The 14,786-nt window shown below is 62.8% G+C and carries 17 protein-coding genes; 8 read left to right on the forward strand and 9 right to left on the reverse strand.

Annotation, left to right across the window (positions count from 1 at the left end):
• Positions 1–74: 74 nt before the first annotated feature.
• From THECO_RS12790 to THECO_RS12815, 6 genes are read left to right on the forward strand one after another with little or no spacing between them, the layout of a single operon-like run.
• The gene (locus THECO_RS12790; RefSeq protein ID WP_015255465.1) at positions 75–1,439 is read left to right on the forward strand and encodes a YheC/YheD family endospore coat-associated protein; all 1,365 of its coding nucleotides are present in this window, start codon (positions 75–77) and stop codon (positions 1,437–1,439) included.
• The gene (locus THECO_RS20605) at positions 1,414–2,661 is read left to right on the forward strand and encodes a YheC/YheD family endospore coat-associated protein (protein ID WP_052835898.1); all 1,248 of its coding nucleotides are present in this window, start codon (positions 1,414–1,416) and stop codon (positions 2,659–2,661) included. Before THECO_RS12790 ends, THECO_RS20605 begins: the two co-directional genes overlap by 26 nt.
• Positions 2,658–4,028, forward strand: a complete 1,371-nt coding sequence (locus THECO_RS12800; protein WP_015255467.1) for a YheC/YheD family endospore coat-associated protein — start codon at positions 2,658–2,660, stop codon at positions 4,026–4,028. Before THECO_RS20605 ends, THECO_RS12800 begins: the two co-directional genes overlap by 4 nt.
• Positions 4,028–5,185: a YheC/YheD family endospore coat-associated protein gene (locus THECO_RS12805; RefSeq protein ID WP_015255468.1), complete on the forward strand. Its 1,158-nt coding sequence runs from the start codon at positions 4,028–4,030 to the stop codon at positions 5,183–5,185. Before THECO_RS12800 ends, THECO_RS12805 begins: the two co-directional genes overlap by 1 nt.
• Positions 5,185–5,676, forward strand: coding sequence for a GNAT family N-acetyltransferase (locus THECO_RS12810; protein ID WP_015255469.1), 492 nt, complete (start codon positions 5,185–5,187; stop codon positions 5,674–5,676). Before THECO_RS12805 ends, THECO_RS12810 begins: the two co-directional genes overlap by 1 nt.
• A gap of 1 nt (position 5,677) precedes the next feature.
• Positions 5,678–7,006, forward strand: coding sequence for a YheC/YheD family endospore coat-associated protein (locus tag THECO_RS12815; protein ID WP_015255470.1), 1,329 nt, complete (start codon positions 5,678–5,680; stop codon positions 7,004–7,006).
• Between the two features lie 66 nt (positions 7,007–7,072).
• Here the strand turns inward: THECO_RS12815 and THECO_RS12820 are convergent, their stop codons facing one another.
• Positions 7,073–8,080: a MerR family transcriptional regulator gene (locus THECO_RS12820; protein ID WP_015255471.1), complete on the reverse strand. Its 1,008-nt coding sequence runs from the start codon at positions 8,078–8,080 to the stop codon at positions 7,073–7,075.
• Between the two features lie 79 nt (positions 8,081–8,159).
• Here THECO_RS12820 and THECO_RS12825 point away from each other — a divergent pair, with 79 nt between their 5' ends.
• A complete protein-coding gene (locus THECO_RS12825; protein WP_015255472.1) occupies positions 8,160–9,449 on the forward strand; it encodes an amidohydrolase in 1,290 nt (429 codons plus the stop codon).
• A gap of 241 nt (positions 9,450–9,690) precedes the next feature.
• Here THECO_RS12825 and THECO_RS22530 read toward each other — a convergent pair whose 3' ends face one another.
• Entirely contained in the window at positions 9,691–9,822 is a 132-nt protein-coding gene (locus THECO_RS22530) for a hypothetical protein (protein WP_015255473.1), read from the reverse strand.
• Between the two features lie 141 nt (positions 9,823–9,963).
• On the opposite strand from THECO_RS22530, the gene THECO_RS12830 reads away from it, so the two are divergent.
• Entirely contained in the window at positions 9,964–10,524 is a 561-nt protein-coding gene (locus THECO_RS12830; RefSeq protein ID WP_015255474.1) for an NAD(P)H-dependent oxidoreductase, read from the forward strand.
• A 9-nt stretch (positions 10,525–10,533) separates the two neighbouring features.
• Here the strand turns inward: THECO_RS12830 and THECO_RS12835 are convergent, their stop codons facing one another.
• From THECO_RS12835 to yfkAB, 7 genes are all read right to left on the reverse strand, one after another.
• Positions 10,534–10,893 (reverse strand): winged helix-turn-helix transcriptional regulator, encoded by a 360-nt coding sequence (locus THECO_RS12835; RefSeq protein ID WP_015255475.1) that lies wholly within the window; start codon positions 10,891–10,893, stop codon positions 10,534–10,536.
• 41 nt (positions 10,894–10,934) lie between these two features.
• Positions 10,935–11,078, reverse strand: a complete 144-nt coding sequence (locus THECO_RS21750) for a hypothetical protein (RefSeq protein WP_157373574.1) — start codon at positions 11,076–11,078, stop codon at positions 10,935–10,937.
• Positions 11,079–11,279: 201 nt separating this feature from the next.
• Complete coding sequence (locus THECO_RS12840; protein ID WP_015255476.1) at positions 11,280–11,849, reverse strand: manganese catalase family protein; 570 nt, start codon at positions 11,847–11,849, stop codon at positions 11,280–11,282.
• 45 nt (positions 11,850–11,894) lie between these two features.
• Positions 11,895–12,164 carry a spore coat protein CotJB gene (locus THECO_RS12845; protein ID WP_015255477.1) on the reverse strand — a complete coding sequence of 90 codons (270 nt, stop codon included), beginning with the start codon at positions 12,162–12,164 and terminating at the stop codon, positions 11,895–11,897.
• Positions 12,161–12,385, reverse strand: coding sequence for a spore coat associated protein CotJA (locus THECO_RS12850; RefSeq protein ID WP_041853909.1), 225 nt, complete (start codon positions 12,383–12,385; stop codon positions 12,161–12,163). The genes THECO_RS12845 and THECO_RS12850 overlap by 4 nt, the downstream gene beginning before the upstream one ends.
• A 146-nt stretch (positions 12,386–12,531) precedes the next feature.
• Complete coding sequence (gene ytvI, locus THECO_RS12855; RefSeq protein WP_015255478.1) at positions 12,532–13,569, reverse strand: sporulation integral membrane protein YtvI; 1,038 nt, start codon at positions 13,567–13,569, stop codon at positions 12,532–12,534.
• A gap of 64 nt (positions 13,570–13,633) precedes the next feature.
• Positions 13,634–14,782 (reverse strand): radical SAM/CxCxxxxC motif protein YfkAB, encoded by a 1,149-nt coding sequence (gene yfkAB, locus THECO_RS12860; RefSeq protein ID WP_015255479.1) that lies wholly within the window; start codon positions 14,780–14,782, stop codon positions 13,634–13,636.
• Positions 14,783–14,786 lie beyond the last annotated feature (4 nt).

The raw sequence follows: 14,786 nt of genomic DNA on the forward strand, positions 1-14,786 counted from the left end.
TAATCGTGATCATTGACCAGCTTGTGCCGTCGAGCGGCCCAGGGCGCCTGCGTGAGGGACGAAAGGAGATCGAGATGCAAAGTTCGAAGATCAGCGTTCAGATCGTCAGCCCCGGCATCCTGTCCGAAGATACGCTCATGCTTGGCGAATCGCACCTCAAAAAGTGGCAAATTCCGCAAGGTCAGACCGTTCAGCTCAAATTCGGCGCTTACCGCGACAACGTGAAAGTGATTCCCGTCCAGCGCTACGACGGCATGCGCATCAGTCAGGCCCTGGCCGGCCGGCTCGGTCTGCACGCGCCGTGCACCCTCCGCATGCGCTATCGCCGCGCATCGCGCCAGCTCGTGCTCGGCCCGCTCATCGGCGTGCTGGTCAGCCGGGATTATCCGAATTCGCCTGATCGTCCGTTCGGATCCATCACCAGTTTCTGCAAGGAATTGGTGGATGCAGCGCGCATCCAGGGCGCTTCGGTCTATTTTCTGACGCCGGCGATGCTCGGCGGCAGCGTCTCCCGGCTGGACGTCTGGGTCTATGCCGACGGATGGCGCCGCGCGAAGGCGCCCGCGCCGGATGTCGTCAACAATCGGCTGACGACGCGCAAGCTGGAGAACAAAACCAGCGTACAACATTTCTTCAAGGAAGTAAAATCGCGCTTCGGCACGCAGGTGTTCAACGAAAAATTTCTCGACAAGTCGGAAGTGTTCAGCGCGCTCCGCAAACAGGCGTCGCTCGGCCGGTATTTGCCCGAATCCCACCTGCTGAGCGGCTTTCCGATGCTGAAATCGATGTGCTCCCGCTACGGCACGGTGTTCCTGAAGCCGGTCCGCGGCAGCCTCGGCAAGGGGATCATCAAGATTGTCCGCCTGCCGTCGGGAGGATACGCCGCGCATCATGCGACATCGCTCGGCACGCGCCGCCAGCAGTTTCCGACGCTGCTCAAGCTGTACGCCGCCATCTCGGGCAAGCTGCGCGCGGCCCGCTACCAGGTCCAGCAGGGACTGAACCTGATCGAGACCGGGGGCCGGCCGATCGATTTCCGCGCGCTGGTGCAGAAGAACGGTTCCGGCGAGTGGATCGTGACTTCGATCGTGGCGCGGATCGCGGGCGGCCAGCATTTCGTGTCGAATATCGCCAGAGGCGGCACGCTCAGCACGGTGAGGGAAGCGATCGCGAAATCGAACCTGGCGGCCGGCCGCCAGGATGCCTCCGCACGGCTCCGGACGGCCGCCCTGCAGATCGCGGCCGGCGTCGATGCGCAAATTCCGGCGCATTTCGGCGAACTCGGCATCGACCTCGCGCTCGACACGTCCGGGCGCGTCTGGCTGCTGGAAGTGAACAGCAAGCCGTCCAAGAACGACAATACCCCGCTCTCCGCCACGGGCATCCGGCCGTCCGTGCGGGTCATGCTGCTCTATGCGCGCCATCTGGCCGGACTGTGAGCGGCCCGCCCGCCGCGGCGGGCGGGGACGGTTCGGCGTGCTGATCAGCCGGGAGCCGGCCGGCGGCCGGATGCCGGAAGACCGCCTGTGCCGGATGCTGGCGGCGGCCGGAAGCGACATGGGGCTTGACGTAATCGTGTTTGCGCCGGAAGGCGTCCGGGAGGAGCGCGGCCGCGGACTGGTGCGCGGCTGGACGCTCGCGGAGGGCGGCTGGATGCCGCTGCTTGCGCCCGTGCCGCCGGTCTGGTTCGACCGGCGGTTCCCGCGCTCTCCGGCAGAGCAGGCGGCAGGCGCGCGCGCCGTCCGCCTCCTGCGGCGGCACGGCGCGGCGCCGCTCGGCTGCGCTCTGCCGGGCAAGGCGCAGGTGTACGCGGCGCTCAGGCGGTGCCGCGCGCTGGCCCCGCTGCTGCCGCCGACGGCGGCCTTCAGGCCGCGGCGGCTCGCCGGGCTGCTCAAGGCGCATCCGGCCGGCTTGTTCCTGAAGCCGGCCGCCGGCATGCAAGGCCGCGGCACGGCCGCCTTGCGCCCCGAGCCCGGCGGCGGCATCGTCCGCATTGCCGGGCGGACGATGCGGAACGAGGCGTTCGAGCTGCGCGTGCCCGAGGAGCGGCTCGCGCAGGCGGCCGAGGCGCTGACCCGCGGCCGCCCCTACCTCGTGCAGCCGCTGCTCGATTTGCGGACGGCGGCAGACGAACCGTTCGACCTCCGCCTGTTCGTGCAGAAGGACGGCTCCGGACGGTGGGGCGTGACCGGCGCCGCCGTCCGGATCGGCCGGCGGGGCACGGCGGCGAGCAATCTGCACGGCGGCGGCACGGCGCGCCCCGCCTTGCCTTTCCTTGCGGCGATGCTGGGCGATCATGCGGCCGCCCGGCTGCTGGGTGAGGCGAAGCGCGCCGCGCTGCTGGCCGCCCGCGAGGCCGAGCGCGCGTTCGGCCGGCTGGCGGAGATCGGCGCCGATTTCGGCATCGAACCGGACGGCCGGCTGTGGCTGCTCGAACTCAACGCGAAGCCCGGGCGCGCCATCTTCGCGGAGATCGGCGATGACGCGGGCGAAAGGCTGGCCGCGGAACGGACGATTTCTTACGGCCTCCGCCTGATGGCGGCGGGCGCGCCGGCCCGGGGAACCCCGGGCCCCGCGCTTCTTACGGACCGGCGCCGGAAGCGCTGCATGAACGGGACGACTGCTCACTCTACGGCTACCATGCAGGAGGTTCAATCATGAGTCTTACGAATTGCAACGTCCGCTTCTCGCAACAGGCCGACCGGGTCGTGTACGTCACCGGGGCGCTGCTGAAGCAGCTCAAGCTGACCGGCAAAAAGCGGATCCTGCTCAAGCTCGGCAGAGAGAAAGCGACGGCCGTCCTGCGCCCGCTGCGCAGGGACGGGAAGTACATCTACCTGTCGGCCGGCATCCGCAATCTGATGGGCGTGCCGAAGGCGGGAAGCGTCTATATCCAGAGCGCGAACAACGAAGTGCAGATTGGCCCGCTCATCGGCGTGCTCACGGACTCCTCCGTCCGGACTGCCTCGATGCCGTTCGGTTCCCGCACGCCGTTCATCCGGCAATTGCTTGCGGTCGGCGGCAAGAAGGCGTACTTCTTCGCGTTCACGCCGCGCGACATCGACTGGCAGTCGGAGCAGGTGAACGGCTGGTTCCTGAATCCGAAGGGCGGGTGGATCCGCAAGAAGGTGCCGCTGCCCGACGTCGTCTACAACCGGCTGCCGAGCCGCCGGGCGGAGCTGACGTCGTCGATCACCGGACTCCGGGAAAGGTTCGTCCGCAAAAACATCCCCTTCTTCAACTGGAGCTTCTTCAACAAATCGGATGTCTACGACCTCCTGCAAGGAGATCCGGACGGCGAGAAACATTTGCCGGAATCGGTGTCCGGGCCGACGCCGGAGAAAATCAAAGAAATGATCGAGAAGCACCAGTTCGTCTATTTCAAACCGACGGCCGGCAGCCTCGGCGCCGGCATCTATCGGCTGACGTATCACCCGAAACGCGGTTACTTCGCCAGGTACCGGCGGAACGGCCGCAACGTGCTGCTCCGGTTCCCTTCATTCCGCTCCCTCATGCGCATGCTGCAGGCGCGGCACGGAAGCTCGCTGTCCCGCTACGTCATCCAGCAGGGGATCCGGCTCGTCGAAATCGACGGATGTCCGATCGACTTCCGCTTCCATATGCACAAGAACGGCAACAACGAGTGGGTCCCTGTCGGCATCGGCGCCAAGAAAGCCGGGCGCGGCAGCGTGACGACGCACATCAAGAACGGCGGCTCGCTCATGACGCCCGAGCAGGCGCTCAGCCGGACGTTCGGCGAACGCGCCGGCGAAGTGCTGGAGAACGCGAAGAAAGTCGCCGTCAATCTGTCCGAGGCGATTGAGCGGAACTATCCGCATACGCTCGGCGAACTCGGGCTGGACATCGGCATTGACAAGAACGGCGGCGTCTGGATGTTCGAAGCGAACGCGAAGCCCGGCCGCTCGATCTTCAAGCATCCGGCGCTCAAATCCCAAGGCCGGGCGTCCATGGAATATATTCTGGAACATTGCCTGTATCTGGCCCGCTTCAGGAGGAGGGAGGCATAATGCAGCATCCTGCTGCGGAACAGCAGCCCGCCGTAGACGCCAAAGCGAAGCGCCCGGCGTTCGCGATTCTGACGATCGAGGACGACGTGCAGCTTTTCCGGGGCAACCGGAACAACTTCGCCGACCTGATCAAGACCGGCCGGGAGCTCGGCTTCACCACCTACGTCGTGACGGTGAGCCAGCTCAAGCTGTCGAAGCCGCGCGTGGCCGGCTACACGTTCTCGGAAGAGACGCAGACGTGGAAGAAAGGCTGGTTCCCTCTTCCGGACATCGTCTACAACCGGGTGCCGATGCGCGAAGACGAAATGCTCCCCGCGGTGCGGCGCAAAATCGCGGCCTGCCTGAAACATCCGAACATCCGGCTGTTCAACCCCGCGTTCTTCAACAAATGGAGCCTGTTCGAGTGGCTGAGCATGTCGAAGACGACCCGGCCGTACATTCCGGTAACGCGCCGGCTCATCAGCCGGGAAAGCCTCCGGAACATGCTCAAGCAGCATCCGTTCCTGTACCTCAAGCCGGTCAGCGGCAAGGCGGGCGTCGGCATCATGTCCGTGCGGCTGTTCAAGGAGAAACAGCTTCCCTACCGGCTGAAGCTGCAGCAGAAGAAGCGGAGCAAGACGTTCCGCTGTGGCACGTTCAGCGCGCTGTGGAACCGGATCAAGAAGCAGAGCCAGGGCGAGCGGTACATCGCGCAGCAGGGCATTGAACTCGCCGCTTACGGCGACCGGCAGTTCGATCTTCGGGTGCTCATCCAGAAAAATCAGCGCGGCCAGTGGGACATTACCGGCATCGGCGCGCGGCTCGCCGGGTCGGCGAGCATTACGACCCACGTGCCGCGCGGCGGCAGCATCGAGGAGCCGGAGAAGCTGCTGGTCGGCGCGTTCGGCCCCGAGCACGCGCGCAAGATTCTGACCAAGGTGAAGAGCGCCGCCCTGCTCATCGCCCGTCAGATCGAGCGGGCTTCCGGCCATGAGCTCGGCGAGATGTCGATGGATCTCGGCGTCGACAAGCAGGGCGGCATCTGGTTCTTCGAGGCGAACTCGAAGCCGATGAAGTTCGATGAGCCGCACATCCGGCAGAAGTCCCTCGAACGCATTTTCCAATACAGCCACTTCCTGCTCAAACAGAAGAAAAAGAAGAAAGCGAGCGGAGCCTGATGGAGACGAAAATCCGCTTCGTGACACCGGTCAAATGGATTCTGCACCGCCGGAGGCTGCTCGCGTTCGCGGCGGCGTTCGGCGACGGCGCGATCGGCGAAGACGCGCTGCGCCGGCTGGCCGAACTCGATCCGGTGCTGCTCGGCCGTCCGGACAGGACCGGCACGGCCTGCGTCGTCGCGAAAGCGGGCGGCTGGACGGCCGGCGTCGCGCTGGCGATAGGCCGCGGCCGGGAAGCGTTTGTTGTCGTCGTGCATCCCGCCGTGCGCGGCCGCGGCATCGGGACGACCCTGACCCGGGCGCTGCTGGCGCGGACCGGGTCGCTGGACTGCCGCGTGCCGGCCTCCGACAGCCGGGCCGTCGCCATGTGCAGGCGCGCCGGACTGGCGGAGGTCGACGCACCGGAAGATGCGGACGGCGGCTTCGTGCGGTTTGCGGGCGCGCTGACGGCGGGACCGGACCGCTGCGCCGAACGGGAGTGTGAACCCTGACATGGGAAAACCGGTGCTCGGCATCATGACGCTCTACCTGAATGACCGCGGCCTGCTGGAAGAACGGTCCGTATACAAGAAAATGACGCTGGCCGCCCGGAAACTCGGCCTCGATCTGATCGTATTCACGCCGGATGACGTCAACTACAAGACGAACCGGATCCACGCCCAGCGGTATTTGCCGGAGTCCGGCACATGGACGCGGGAGTGGACCGGATTCCCGCACATGATCTTCGACCGGTGCCGGATCCAGCGAAGCAAGCGCTTCGAACGGCTGAAATATTTTCGTTCCAGGTATGCGCATCATCTGTTTCTGAACAAACCGATCGGCAACAAGTGGTCGGTCTACCGGACACTCGCCCGCGACACCCGGTTCCGCGACCATCTGCCGCAAACGCGGATGTACGAGAGCAGCAGAGATTTGACCGAAATGCTCAAGCGGCATTCGCTGCTCTATCTGAAGCCGGCGGGCGGCACGGGCGGACGGGGCATTCTGCGCATTCAGCGCTCGGGCGCAAGCCTGCTCGTCCAGGGACGCGACCATTCCCGGCGGATCATCCGCCCGATGCGCATCCGGCCGTCCCTGCTTCCGGCGAAGCTCGCCGGCTGGGATCTGCGCGGACGAAAATATCTGGTGCAGCAAGGCATCCAGATCCGGCTTTCGAACGGCCGGGTGCACGATTACCGGCTGCTCGTGCAGAAGAACGGCCGCGGCGAATGGAGCGTGACGGGCTGCGCCGTGCGGATCGGTCCGCCGGGCAGCGTGACGAGCAACCTGCACGGCGGCGGCCAGGCGGCGCCGCTGTCCTCGGTGCTGCCCGGCTGGCTCGGCAGCGAGGCGAAGGCGAAGCAGGTGCAGGAAGAGATCGGGCAATTCGGCGTCGACGTCGCCCGGTATCTGGAAAACTGTTTCGGCCCGTTGTGCGAGCTGGCCTTGGATCTTGCGATCGACAAGGACGGCCGGTTCTGGCTGCTGGAAGTAAATCCGAAGCCGGCGCGCGACGTGTTCCGCCGGGCCGGCGAAAAGGAGGCGTACCGGCTGGCGCTCGTGCGGCCGCTGCAATACGCGCTGTGGCTGTACCGGAATCGTCTGCGCCGGCGGCGGACGGCCGGGAAAACGGCGGGACGGTCGTCGCAACGGACGACGGGCAAGACGGCGGGCGGGACGGCCGGCAGAACGACCGGCCGCACGACGGGCCGGACGGCGGGCGGCGCGGCGGCGCAGACATGGGGACGGCCTGCGAGCCGGACCGGCAAGCAGCCGGAAGCCGCCGTATCTTCGGTCGATGCGGCCGGCGAGCCGATGGCGTCCGAAACATGGCAGGCATGAACGATCACCCCGACACCGCTGCCGAGACGGCGGGTCGGGGTGTGATGCTGTTGCCGGCGCCAGCGGTCAGCCCGGACGGTGCGGCCTAACCGGCACGGCCAGCACGACATGCAACCGCTCGCCCATCTGATCCAGCTTCGTGATGTAGCCGTTCGTCTCCAACGCGTCCAGGAGCGCCGGAAGCGGCAGGCCGGTCTCGCTGCTGCCGCATGCGCCGCTCTCACCGATGGTCATCAGATCCGCGATGCAGATCCGGCCGTGGGGTTTCAGCACTCTCCGCATTTCCTGAACGGCGAGCAGCATCTGGCTGCCCGTCAGATGGCGCAGGGCAAAGCTGGAGACGACGAAGTCGAACCTCCCGTCCAGGTAAGGCAGCGCGAGGAAATTGCCCAGCCTCGTCTCCACCTCGGGAAACTTGCGACGGCACGCCTTCAGCATTTCCTTCGACTGGTCGACGGCCGCCATCGCCGCTCCCGCTTCAAGGCACAGGCCGGCCAGGTTCCCCGTGCCCGTCCCGATGTCCAGTCCCCGCTCGCCACGGACCGGGGCCGCGCGTTTCACGATCAGACGCAGCGCTTCATCGTAATCCGGATACTTCGTCTTGTCTTCCCGGACGAGCCGGTCGTGATCGCCGGCAAGCTCGTCGAACCCCCATCGGTCCTCCCAGGCCCGCTGCTCCCGGAGTATCCGCGAACTTTCCGCCAACTGATAAATGTCGTCGATCGGCAGCGTCCGGTTCTGCCGGAGCGTCTCGATCATGCGGTCGGCCGTCTCGATCATCTGCTTCATTTCGACCCATTTGGCGAACATGACGGACCGCTGCAGCTCAAGCAGCTCCATGAGCCTGCCCTCGTCTTTCGCGTCGATCTCGGCGAGCGCCGTCCGGATGTCGGCGATCGGCATGCCCGCTTCCCGCAGGGCGACGATCGTCTGCAGCCGCCAGATGTCCTCTTCGCCGAACTCCCGATACCCGTTGTGCTGCTGTCTGGACGGCGAGAGGAGGCCCTGTTTTTCATAGAACCGGATCGCCCGCTGCGAAATGCCGAGCCGTTCCGCGGCTTCTTTGATTTTCATGAGACGTCCTCGCCTCCCGCGCTTGACCTTCCACTTGCGTCAAGGTTTAGTATAGCGCTCGAAGGAGGAGGTTGTCACAATGAAATTGCTGATCAAAGGCGCGGCGATTCTGACGATGCGGCACGATGCGCCGTTCACCGGGGACATCCTGATCGACGGCAGCCGGATCGCGGACATTCAGCCGGCCATCCGGGACGCCGGGGCCGATGAGGTCATTCATGCCGAAGGAATGGCGGCGATGCCGGGGCTGATCAACGCCCATCAGCACACCCCCATGAGCTTGCTGCGGGGCTTCTCCGACGATCTGAAGCTGATGGACTGGCTGGAGAAGAAGATGTTTCCCGCCGAAGCCCGGATGACACCCGAAGACATTTACTGGGGCGCGAAACTCGCGATGGCCGAAATGATCCGCTCGGGCACGACGGCGTTCGCCGACATGTACATCCACATGAACGAAATCGCGGCGGCGGTGGAGGAAACCGGGATGCGCGCCTCGCTGACCCGCGGGCTTGTTTTCACGGAGGATGACGGCGGGCGGCGCATGGCGGAAGCGCTCGATCTCATCAAGCGGTGGAGCGGCAAGGCCGAAGGCCGGATCACGACGATGCTGGGTCCGCATTCGCCGTACACCGTTCCGCCGGAGCTCTGGCGCGAGGTGATCCGGCTGGCGGAGCAGGAGGACATCCCGATCCATACCCATCTCGCGGAGACGGTGGAAGAAGTTGCGTTGATCCGGGAGCGGTACAATCAGACGCCGACCGAATATTTGTACCATCTCGGGCTGTTCGAGAAGGCGCATGTCCTGCTCGCCCACAGCGTCCATCTGAACCGGCGGGACATCGGATATTTGAGGGGCATGCGGGGCGGCGCGGCGCACAATCCGGTCAGCAATCTGAAACTGGGCTGCGGCATTGCACCGGTGTCGGAGATGACGGAACAAGGCATCGCGGTCGGGATCGGCACGGACGGCGCGGGCAGCGCGGCTACGCTCGACATGTTCGAGGAGATCCGGGCCGCCGCCTGGCTGCAGAAGCTGGATTACGGCGACCCCGCGAAACTGCCGGCCATGGAGGCGCTGCGCATGGCGACGGCAGGGAGCGCTTCGGTGCTCGGAATTGCGGATGAGGTCGGCACGCTGGAAGCCGGCAAGAAAGCGGACCTCATTTTGATCGATCTGCGAAAACCGCACCTGCAGCCCGTCCACAATCTCCCTTCCCTGCTCGCGTACTGCGCGGTCGGCGCGGACGTGGACACGACGATCGTGAACGGCCGGGTGCTGATGCGGGGCCGGCGGCTGCTCACGATCGACGAGGACGAGCTGCTAGCTCAGGTGTCGAAGCGGGCGCGGCGGATCGTGGAAGGGATTTGAGACGCGTAACTTCCAATTGCTGTTTGAAGCTTCAAATGTGAAGATCGATGAAGTTTTCCATATGTCGTGATCTTCTTCGTTGAAGAAGACACCTTGTCCGTGACGACGCTGGTATTTCTTCTCCGACACACCCGTCCATTATGATCCGGATGTGACGCGGATTTATCAAGACGGCACGGCGGTCGACGGCTGGTATTGAACCGAACGCGCAGACCCCCCGCCCCTGAACGGAGGCGAGGGGTTATTTTTGTGCCTTTTCTTTGTAGTATCGTTCGACCGCTTCCCGGACGGGATCTTTGCCGGGCAGTTTGCTGTTGATGCGGATGAGCAGAATCAGGTTGAGGATGAGCAGGATCAGGATCAGATAGGTCATCACGGCACCCTCCATTGCGGTTTCTTGTTCGTTTGACACTCACCTTTACGAAAGTACCTGGCCCAAAAGTGCGTACTTCCTTCATTGCAGCAGACCCTTTATACTCGGGGACACATCCAGTTCTTGAAGGAGGCCTTCACTTTGAAAACTCTTGTCATCGTTGCGCACCCGAACATCGAAGCATCCGTCATCAACAAGCGATGGGTGGAAGAACTCCGAAAATACCCGGAGAAATATACGGTTCACGAATTGTACAAGGCTTATCCCGACGAAAAGATTGACGTCGGACAAGAACAAGCACGGGTGGAAGCGTATGGCAATCTGGTGCTCCAGTTCCCCGTTTATTGGTTCAACTGCCCGCCGCTCCTCAAAAAATGGCTGGACGACGTGCTCGAATACGGATGGGCTTACGGCTCAAAAGGGGATAAAATGAAAAATCGCAAAGTAGCTTTGGCGGTATCTGCGGGTATCCGGAGAGAGGATTACAGCGAAACAGGCAGATACCGGTACACGCTGGAACAAATTCTCGTTCCGTTCGAAACAACGTTCCGGTATTGCAGCGCAAATTATCGCTCGATCTTTGCGCATTACGGCACAGAAAAGGAGCCCGGCGGCAATGTGCCCGGCGCCGAGAACGAATCGTCCGTAAGCGCATTGGACCAAAGCGCGAAGGATTATTTGAGATTTATCGACAGTATGTAACAGGCGGCCTTACCGGACGCTCCCCCGTTCGGGCAAACGGTTGTTTTCTCCCCACTCGCACATCATGTTCAACAAAGGAACGAGGGAGCGTCCGCGCTCCGATAACGAGTATTCGACTTTTGGCGGGACCTGGGGGAATTCCTTTCGGATGATCAGGCCGTCGGCCTCCAGTTCCTTCAGCATGACGCTCAGCGTTTTGAAGGAAATCGAGCCGATGCTTCGTTTCAGCTCGTTGTGCCGCATGACCCCCTGTTCGGCCAGCTTGTACAAGATGATCATTTTGTATTTGCCGCCGATTAACGATAACGTGTAGCCAAAGCCGGTATTTTTCAGGTCTACGCCCGTCGGTACACAGGTTTCGCGTCGCACGGGTTGCTCTCTCCTTTGATGGCAGTACAAATGCAGGGCTTTCATTTTTCCTTGAAAGCAAACAGGATGGACAATACCGTTCCGAAAACCGTTGCTGCAGCAGCCAGATACATAAAGAAAATTTCGCCTTGAAAATGCGACAGCATGAGCAGAAAAATGCCGGGCAGGGTGAGTTGAATGCCCAAAAACAGAAACTTGTTGCTAAAGGATTTGGGATAACCGCGATAAATCCCCCAACAAACGATAAGGCAGAGGATGAGATCACCGATAAAGCCAAGCCAGGTTCCTCCTGCTGTGATCTCAATCCGATTTTACCAAAAACGGGATGTCCCAGCCACGGCAGGCTGATGACATCCCGCAAGCGAACGTTCGGCATCACACATCCGTCAAAACACCTTCTTCGTCTCCTGCTCCGCCTTCAGCAGCTCGACCGCCTCGCGGAACCGCAGCGAGTGGACGATCTCGCGCTCGCGGAGGAACTTCAGGCTGTCCTGGAGATCGACGTCGTCCGTCTGGTCGATGAGCCACTGGTAGGTCGCCCGCGCTTTTTCCTCCGCCGCAATGTCCTCATAGAGATCCGCGATCGGATCGCCCTTCGCCTGAATGTACGTCGCCGTCCACGGCACGCCGGCCGCGTTGTTGTAGAACAGCGCCCGGTCGTGGTTCGAGTAGTGGGGACCGAGTCCCGCCGCTTCCAGTTGCTCGACGGTCGCGTCTTTTGTCAGTTTATAGACCATCGTCGCGATCATCTCGAGATGGGCAAATTCTTCCGTGCCGATGTCCGTAAGTAATCCGATTACCTTGTCCGGGATCGTGTACCGCTGATTCAGGTAGCGGAGCGCCGCCGACAATTCGCCGTCCGCGCCGCCGTACTGCTCGATCAGATATTTGGCCATCCGCGGGTCGCATTTGCTGACGCGGACCGGGTATTGCAATTTTTTCTCATAAATCCACATCGCCTGAAGTCCCTCCTTGACCGGTTGTCGGCTCGCCGGCTGGCGTTACACTTGCCACGGCCACGGCGTGTTCGCCCAGTCCCACGGATAGCGGGAAAAGCTGTGGCCGAACTGCAGGAGCGGCCCGTACCGGCTCTCGTAAACCTGCGCGACTTGCTGCCGTCGCTGCGCGAACTGGTTGAACTGCTGCACCGCCTGCATGTCGTAAGGATGCGTGTCCAGATAAAGCGCCAGCTCCACGAGCACGAAATCGAGCTGCTGCAGCTCTGTCAGGAGCTGATAGTACGCTTCGTCCGGCTTCTTCCCGGCGCTCATTGCGCTTCCGCCCTCCCTTCCAGCATGCGGGATTCATAAGGACTGTAAAGCGCCGGCCACAGCGTGCCCCGTTTCAGCGCTTCCGCGGGCGAGAACTGCGGCCAGTTCGGCGGCTGGTACGGGATGAACAAGTTCGGCGGCACAAGATACGCCTTGACGGTGATCGGCGGACAAGGGTCGAACGGGCCGACGAACGGATGCCATTCCCGAATCTGGTTCAGCTGGTTCAGGACGTTTCCCTCCTCACATCACAAGACTGCTCCAATTAATGGGTATGCAGCACGAAGCGGCGGCAGACGCAAAAAAACAAGGCCCTTGTCCGCGGGAATCGTCCCGAATCGGACAAGGGCCTGTGCAATGGCAACGATCAGAGCCGGATTTTCAATTGGAACAGTCCCGCCTTGCGAGCCGCCATGAAAATGATGACGACAAGCGGACCGAGAAACACGCCGATGACGCCGACGAGCTTCAGCCCGACATACAGGCTGATCAGCGCGGCCAGGGCGCTGATGCCGATGGCGTCGCCCAGCACCTTCGGCTCGATGATGCGGCGGAAGACCGTGATGAAAAGGAACAGCACGATCAGGCCGATCCCCGTGTAGTAATCGCCGGTCAGGATCAGGTACGACCCCCACGGGACGAGCACCGAGCCGGTGCCGAGAATCGGCATGATGTCGACGATGACGACGAGCAGGGCGATCGCCATCGGATATTTGACCCCGAGCAGAAGAAACCCGCTCAGCGTAATGATGTACGTCAGCGCGCTCAGGATCAGCTGCGAGCGCAGAAAACCGAAGATCGACCTGCGCAGATTGTCCAGCACTTCTTCCACTTGCTTGCGCGATTCCTCGGCGAAGATCGAGAGGAACGACGCTTTCATCGTCGGCAGGCTGTAGCTGAACATGTACACGGCCACCAGGAAGACGATGAAGAAAATGAACAGGTTCGGAATCTCGCCGGCCAGGCTGAGGAAGAGGCGGGACAGACTGGTCGCCGCCTGCGTCAGGGTGCCGGTCAGACCCGCCAGCCAATTCTCGATCTGGGCTGCCGTATCCGGCGGCAAATGCTCGTATAGCGATCTTGCATCGTTCAATGCGTCCTGGAAGTACACGTTCAGGTTGCTGACGTAGCCGGGCACCCGGTTCCAGAACGCGACAAGTTCGCTCACGATGCGCGCGCCGAGCAGCGCGATCAGGCCGAGCAGTACGATGGTGAACACCGTGCTTGATATCGTCCCCGCCACCACCCGGTTGAGCTTGCCGCGTGACACCCGAATGAGCAGCGCGGTGAGCGGTTCAATGAAAATCGCCACAACCAGGGCGAGCAGAAACGGCGCGCCGACCGTGAAGAGCAGGTACAACAGCCCGAGTCCCACGGCGATCATGATCAAGGTGCGTACCGGCATGTCCGTTCATCGACCTCGCTTTCCACAGGTTGATTCCGTTGCCGTCTGTCGGATACGCACCTGGTCAAGCATCCGCCAGCGCCCGGCGGGTGGTGAAATCGACATCGGCATAATACATCGATTTGACGAGCAGATTCGGTCCGCAGCAGCCCGCTTCCGGGCAGTGGCAGTTCACGCTGCGGGCGAGCGGTCCGTCCAGCCATTTCGCGAAAATGTCGTCCAGCCGTTCCTCGCGGATATTGCCGAATGCCGGAACATCCGCGAAGTCCGTCACGAAGACATCGCCCGTAAACACGTTCACATTGAGCCGGTTGCGGCCGTCCGGGTCGTTGCGCACCGTGACGCCTTCAGTCTCGGCAAGCCGGCGCGCAAGCCGGCGCTCCTCCGGCTCCGGGCTGCAGCGGTAGAACGGCAGCGTGCCGAACAGCATCCAGACGTTCGGATCGCGATGTTCGATCAGCTGCTCGATGGCGGCCGCCATCTCGGCGCGCGACAGCATCGGCAGCGAAGCGGCGAACGCGCTCGGATACATCGGATGAACTTCGTGCCGCCGGCAGCCCATCTCGACGATATCGCGGTGAATGCGCACGATGTCCCGGTGCGTCCGATAGTTGATCATCGACTCGGCGGACACGAACAGGCCGCCCTTCGCCAGCCTCTGCGCGTTGTCCACCATCCGCTCGTACAGACGGGCGGCCGTCTCCAGCGACGGCGGATGGGGCGAAGCGCCGAAGGTGATGCGGTGAAACTCTTCCACCGACGTGTAGTTGTAGGAAATGTGCATGACGTCGAGCCAGGGCGCGATCATCTCGTATCGGCCGTAATCGAGCGTCAGATTGGAGTTGAGCTGCGAGCGGAGATTGCGGCTGCGCGCATACTTGAGCAGCGGCACGATGTATTCGCGCACCGTCTTCTCCGAGAAGGACGGTTCCCCGCCCGTAATGCTGATCGTCTCGAGATGTTCGACTTCATCCAGTCGTTTCAGGATGAGATCGATCGGCAGCTTCTCCGGTTCGCTCATCGCAAGCGTGTATCCGACGGCGCAATGCTCGCAGCGCATGTTGCACAGGTTGGATACGGTAAATTCCACGCTGGTCAGCACATGCCGTCCGTAACGGCGGAGCGACCGGATCGGATCCCACGGATCGTATTCCGGCGACAGCTCCGGCAGTCCGGCGGATGGTGCCGCCAATCGGTCTGCATTGATGTTCATGGCC

Source organism: Thermobacillus composti KWC4 (genome assembly GCF_000227705.2).
Classification (GTDB): domain Bacteria; phylum Bacillota; class Bacilli; order Paenibacillales; family Paenibacillaceae; genus Thermobacillus; species Thermobacillus xylanilyticus.

Bases quoted from the DNA above. Each gene is read 5' to 3' on its own strand.
- THECO_RS12825 (WP_015255472.1), top strand. From the start codon at position 8,160: ATGAAATTGCTGATCAAAGGCGCGGCGATTCTGACGATGCGGCACGAT.
- THECO_RS12820 (WP_015255471.1), bottom strand. From the start codon at position 8,080: ATGAAAATCAAAGAAGCCGCGGAACGGCTCGGCATTTCGCAGCGGGCG.
- THECO_RS12790 (WP_015255465.1), top strand. From the start codon at position 75: ATGCAAAGTTCGAAGATCAGCGTTCAGATCGTCAGCCCCGGCATCCTG.
- THECO_RS12800 (WP_015255467.1), top strand. From the start codon at position 2,658: ATGAGTCTTACGAATTGCAACGTCCGCTTCTCGCAACAGGCCGACCGG.
- THECO_RS12815 (WP_015255470.1), top strand. From the start codon at position 5,678: ATGGGAAAACCGGTGCTCGGCATCATGACGCTCTACCTGAATGACCGC.
- THECO_RS12840 (WP_015255476.1), bottom strand. From the start codon at position 11,849: ATGTGGATTTATGAGAAAAAATTGCAATACCCGGTCCGCGTCAGCAAA.
- THECO_RS12810 (WP_015255469.1), top strand. From the start codon at position 5,185: ATGGAGACGAAAATCCGCTTCGTGACACCGGTCAAATGGATTCTGCAC.
- yfkAB (WP_015255479.1), bottom strand. From the start codon at position 14,782: ATGAACATCAATGCAGACCGATTGGCGGCACCATCCGCCGGACTGCCG.
- THECO_RS12805 (WP_015255468.1), top strand. From the start codon at position 4,028: ATGCAGCATCCTGCTGCGGAACAGCAGCCCGCCGTAGACGCCAAAGCG.
- THECO_RS22530 (WP_015255473.1), bottom strand. From the start codon at position 9,822: ATGACCTATCTGATCCTGATCCTGCTCATCCTCAACCTGATTCTGCTC.
- ytvI (WP_015255478.1), bottom strand. From the start codon at position 13,569: ATGCCGGTACGCACCTTGATCATGATCGCCGTGGGACTCGGGCTGTTG.
- THECO_RS12845 (WP_015255477.1), bottom strand. From the start codon at position 12,164: ATGAGCGCCGGGAAGAAGCCGGACGAAGCGTACTATCAGCTCCTGACA.
- THECO_RS20605 (WP_052835898.1), top strand. From the start codon at position 1,414: ATGCGCGCCATCTGGCCGGACTGTGAGCGGCCCGCCCGCCGCGGCGGG.